The sequence below is a fragment of the Salinibacterium sp. genome (assembly GCF_031364185.1).
GTDB lineage: Bacteria > Actinomycetota > Actinomycetes > Actinomycetales > Microbacteriaceae > Rhodoglobus.
Genome location: NZ_JANLVV010000284.1, coordinates 1 through 4784, shown reverse-complemented (window position 1 = coordinate 4784; position 4784 = coordinate 1). Strand labels below are relative to the sequence as shown.

The window sequence follows — 4784 nt, the reverse complement described above, 5'->3', positions numbered from 1 at the left end:
CCATCTCTTACGTCCACGTCGTCCCATGATGTCCACACTCCGAATTCTGATGGAGTGTTGCAACGAGACCTAGAACCCGCTTGGCGTTTCTGGCCCTGTTTTCAGTCGGCGTTAACAAGGCCCAACATGCCGCTTCGTCATATTTTTTCCGAGTCTCGTCCTGTTAGTTAAAACTCGTAGTTGGTATCGATCACAACTGTGTGTCAGAATCACCTCGCCGATCCATTCTCAGCGGATTGCGCAAGTCAACGTAGACCACAACTGACCAACGGAGTTCATATGAGTAATCACAGTTCACGCAGGCGCGGCCTTGTAGCCGTTGTAGCCGGAGCGGCGGCCCTCGGCCTCGTTTTGACGGGATGCGCACCCCAGGAGGGCGACACCGGCTCTGGCGCGGGCGATAAAATCGGCGCTCTCTACCTCGATGCGCAGGGTTTCTATGGTGGTATCAAAACGGGAATCGAGGACGGCGCGAAAGCCGATGGCCTCGAGTTGCTCGGTCAGAACAGCGGCGGCGATGCCACTAAGGAAGCGCAATTCATGTCGACCCTCGTCTCGGGTGGCGTGAAAGCGATCATCATGTCGCCGGTCTCAGACACGGCATCGGTGCCCGTTGTGCGCCAGGCCCACGACGCCGGAATCCCAATCGTCTGCTACAACACCTGCATCGCGGATGACGCAGCCAAAGATCTCGTCTACGCGCTGGTCACCACCGAGCAGACCAAGATGGGCTACGAAGTCGGAGTTATCGCTGGCAATTACTTCAAGGACGCCGGGATCACCGCGCCGACCTTCGGCATACTCAACTGCGATATCTACCTCGCATGCGTCCAGCGTAAGGATGGCTTCAAGAAAGGTGTCGAGGAAATCGTTCCCGGCGTGCAGTGGGTCGCAGACCAGGCCGGGTTCGAGCCGGACAAGTCGACCTCGACCGCCACGACGATCATGACGGCCAACCCAACCCTCGACGCGTTCTTCGCTACGACTGACAACGGAACGATCGGAGCCATCCAGGGCGTCATCGCCTCCGACAGGAGGGGTAAGACTGTCGTCTTCGGCCAGGACATCAGCGTCCAGCTTGGCCAGTACTTCATCTCTGACCCCGACATCCTGATCGCCAGCAACGGCCAGGATGCCCAAGCCATGGGCCGGGAGGCAGTTAAGCAGGCGATCCGTGCCATCAGCGGCAAGCCAGTGGAAAATTACCTGACCACGATCCCGACGCAGATGTTCGAGGCGTCCAATATCGACGCGGTGAACGAATGGCTTACGGCTCACGCCGACGGCATCCCGTGATCGACACAGCCGATCAGTTAGTTGACCCGCACTAGGAAAGGACCGGACCATGGCTGAGGTCACGCCGCTCATCGAACTCGAACATGCAACCAAGAGGTATCCCGGTGTGCTCGCCCTTGATGACGTCAACTTCACCATGGCACACGGAGAGGTGCGGGCGCTGCTGGGCAAGAACGGGGCAGGAAAGTCGACCCTCATCAAAGTTCTCGGAGGCGCGGAGCGTCTCAACGACGGCACGCTCCGCGTATTCGGGAACGACACACACTTCAAGGGCCCGAAGGACGCTATTTCAGCGGGCATCGCCACCGTCCATCAGGAGCTTGCGAGTATCCCGGACATGTCCGTGGCTGAGAACATCTCGCTGGGCAGGTGGCCCACAAACCTCGGCGGGGTCAAATGGGGCGAGGTGAAAGAAAACGCCAGGATAGCGCTCGCGTCACTCGGCCTGTCTCTGCCCCTCGACTCCCCGGTGAGATCCCTCTCCCTGGCCGAGACTCAGCTCGTCGAGATCGCCCGCGCCCTGTCCATGGGAGCGCGGCTGCTCATTCTCGATGAGCCGACGAGTTCCCTCGCCGGGCATGAGGTTGACCTCCTCGTCAACGTCATCAGACGACTCAGCGATGCAGGTATCGGCATCATCTACATCTCGCATCGCATGGATGAGATCCGTCGGGTGGCATCGTCGGTCACGGTGATGCGTGACGGGCGAATTGTCGGGGATCTCAGTATCGCCGATGCGACGCCCCAGCGCGTCGTCGATCTGATGGTCGGCGACGTGGAGACCGTCCACGTTGAACCGCGAATTGCCGCTGTGCGAGGTGAAGTGCTGCTCGAAGTTCGCGACCTCGCGATCCGCAACAAGGTGGTTGCGGCGAATTTCGTGGTCCACCGAGGCGAAGTTCTCGGTATCGCGGGCTTGCTCGGTTCCGGCCGAACCGAGATACTCCGGGCCATCGTCGGAGCCGAGCCGAACCTCGCAGGGAAGATTGTGCTTGACGGTAAAGCCCTTGGGCGCAGGAGCGTCCGATCGACCCTCGCTGCCGGTGTTGTCCTGACACCGGAAGATCGCCGTGCCCAAGGCGCTGTGGTTGACCTCAGCGTCGCCGAGAACCTCGTCATGTCCAGCCCGAGACGCGTCTCGACCGTCGGCGTGCTCAGCCCGAGGCGGATATCAACTATCGTGCGAGACTCGATCAAGGGCCTGTCTATCAAGGTCGGTTCTCCATCCACCCTGGTCGCTACTCTCAGCGGGGGCAACCAGCAAAAGGTCGTCATCGCCAAAGCGCTCAACGCGCAACCAAAGGTGTTGTTGATGGACGAACCAACTCGTGGCGTCGACGTCGAAGCAAAGGCGCAGATCTATCGCCTCATCCGCGACCTTTCGTCGACGGGCATCGGCGTCGTGGTGGTGTCGTCCGAGACCGAAGAACTTCTGGAGGTATGCGACCGGATCCTCATCCTGCGCGACGGCAAGACACACGAGGACCTACTCGTCAGTGAATTGACCCGTGACTCATTGTTCGAGCACATGATGAAGGAGAGCACCAATGACTGACTCGACAACCGGGGTCACTTTCGCAACAGGCAGACCTGCATTAGTTTTGTGGCTTCGCGCGCACGCCAATGAGGTGGGGCTTTTGGTGGGTCTAGTGATCCTCTACGTGATCCTGGCTTCGGTCGGCCCCAATTTTCTGACCGCAGCCAATCAATTCAATATTCTTCGCGATGCTGCTTTCGTCGGGATCATTGCCTGGGGAATGACTCTGGTGCTCGTGGCGGGCGAGATCGACATCTCGGTCGGAGCCAACGCAGCATTCAGTGGTGTGGTCCTGGCACAGTTGATCGTTGCGGGTGTGCCCATTCCCTTAGCGGTGATCCTGGTATTGCTGCTCGGAGCCTCGATCGGTCTCGCGGCGGGCTTCCTGCGTGCGGTGTTCGATATTCCCAGCTTCATCGTTACCTTGGCCCTGTGGCTCGGGCTTCGCGGATTGGCGCAGGTCATGTCGAGCGCGGTACCCGTAGTCATTCCTGATCTGGGATTCCAGACGATGGGGTCGGGAAGCATCGGTGGGATTCCCTATCCGGCTATTTTCATGGTCGTGCTCCTGTTCGTGTTCATCTTTATTTCGCGACGAACCGTATTCGGGCGCAGCGTCTACGCAGTGGGTGGCAATGCCGAAGCGGCGAAGCTGTCGGGCATACCAGTGGCGCGCGTCCGGATGATCGTCTTCGGCATCACCGGGCTGCTGGCGGCCCTCGCGGGTGTGCTTTTCGCCAGCCGCCTCGGCTCCGGCAACAGTTCAGCCGCCACAGGTCTCGAGTTCGACGTCATTGCTGCGGTCGTAGTCGGTGGTACCAGCCTGTTCGGTGGCCGAGGATCCATGATTGGCTCGCTCCTGGGCGTGCTGTTCATCGCTGCGCTGAGCAACGGCTTGGTGCTGACCGGCGTGGATCCTTTCATGCAGAACGTCGTGCGCGGGATAGTCATCCTCGTCGCCGTTTTCGTCAACATCGTGAGCACCAAGCGGTTGTCGCGGGCGTAGCCGAAGAACTGGGCGACCGCAGTCGATTCGGGCTGCTCGCAACGAAAGTGAACAAGATGACCACTCCTGCCGGCCCGTCCTGGGTCACTCTGCCCGCCCACCGCGCCTGGCTCGCTGGTGAAAGTGAGCGTTTGCTTGCATTCCATGAATCGGATATCGACCTCAGCCTCGTCGGATTCTCCCCGATGGATGCACACGGGCGGCGCGAGGACGCTGCCAACCGTGAGTTGTACGCAACTGCACGGCTCATACACTGCTTTGCGATCGCGCATCTGATGGGGCGTCCGGGCGCGCGGCAGATCGCGGAGCACGGCTTGGCCGCACTGGCTGGGCCCTTCCGGGACCATGCACACGGAGGCTGGTTCGCCACAGTGTCGCCCGCCGGGCAGGTCATTAATGACAACAAGAGCGGTTACGGGCATGCGTTCGTATTGTTGGCGGCGTCCAGTGCGCTTCAGGCTGGACTCGCCGGTGCCGAGGAACTCTTCGCTGCGACCAATGCCTACATCGACAGTACGTTGTGGGTCGAGTCTGAGGGCGCGATCACAGATCTGCTTTCCCGCGAGGGGGCTGTGATCGAGCCCAACTACCGCGGTCAAAACCCCAACATGCATCTCGCCGAGGCGTATATGGCAGCTTATGAAGCAACGGGTACGGCGATGTTTCTTGATCGTGCCCAACGCATTAGCGAGCTGATCATATTAAAGACTGGGAGAACCTTTGAATGGCGCATCCCTGAGCATTTCGATGAGCATTGGGAGGCCGCTCCCACGTTCAACATCGATCGCCCAGAAGACCCATTCCGTCCCTACGGCTCGCTGGTTGGGCACTGGTTCGAGTGGTCGCGCTTGCTGCTGCAGCTCTCTGAGCTGCGCCATGGCAACGTTGAATGGCTTGTGCCTGCAGCGATTGAACTCTTCAATGCCGGAGTCAAGGATGGCTGGG

The 4784-nt window shown here is 60.1% G+C and carries 4 protein-coding genes; all 4 read left to right on the top strand.

Annotated features, from left to right (window positions below):
• Positions 1-279 precede the first annotated feature (279 nt).
• Positions 280-1296, top strand: coding sequence for a substrate-binding domain-containing protein (locus tag RMN95_RS12385; protein ID WP_309617217.1), 1017 nt, complete (start codon positions 280-282; stop codon positions 1294-1296).
• A 49-nt stretch (positions 1297-1345) separates the two neighbouring features.
• Positions 1346-2851, top strand: coding sequence for a sugar ABC transporter ATP-binding protein (locus tag RMN95_RS12380; protein WP_309617216.1), 1506 nt, complete (start codon positions 1346-1348; stop codon positions 2849-2851).
• Positions 2844-3839, top strand: coding sequence for an ABC transporter permease (locus tag RMN95_RS12375; protein WP_309617215.1), 996 nt, complete (start codon positions 2844-2846; stop codon positions 3837-3839). Before RMN95_RS12380 ends, RMN95_RS12375 begins: the two co-directional genes overlap by 8 nt.
• Before the next feature lie 56 nt (positions 3840-3895).
• Positions 3896-4784, top strand: an 889-nt coding sequence (locus RMN95_RS12370; RefSeq protein WP_309617214.1) for an AGE family epimerase/isomerase, incomplete at its 3' end; no start/stop codon positions are given.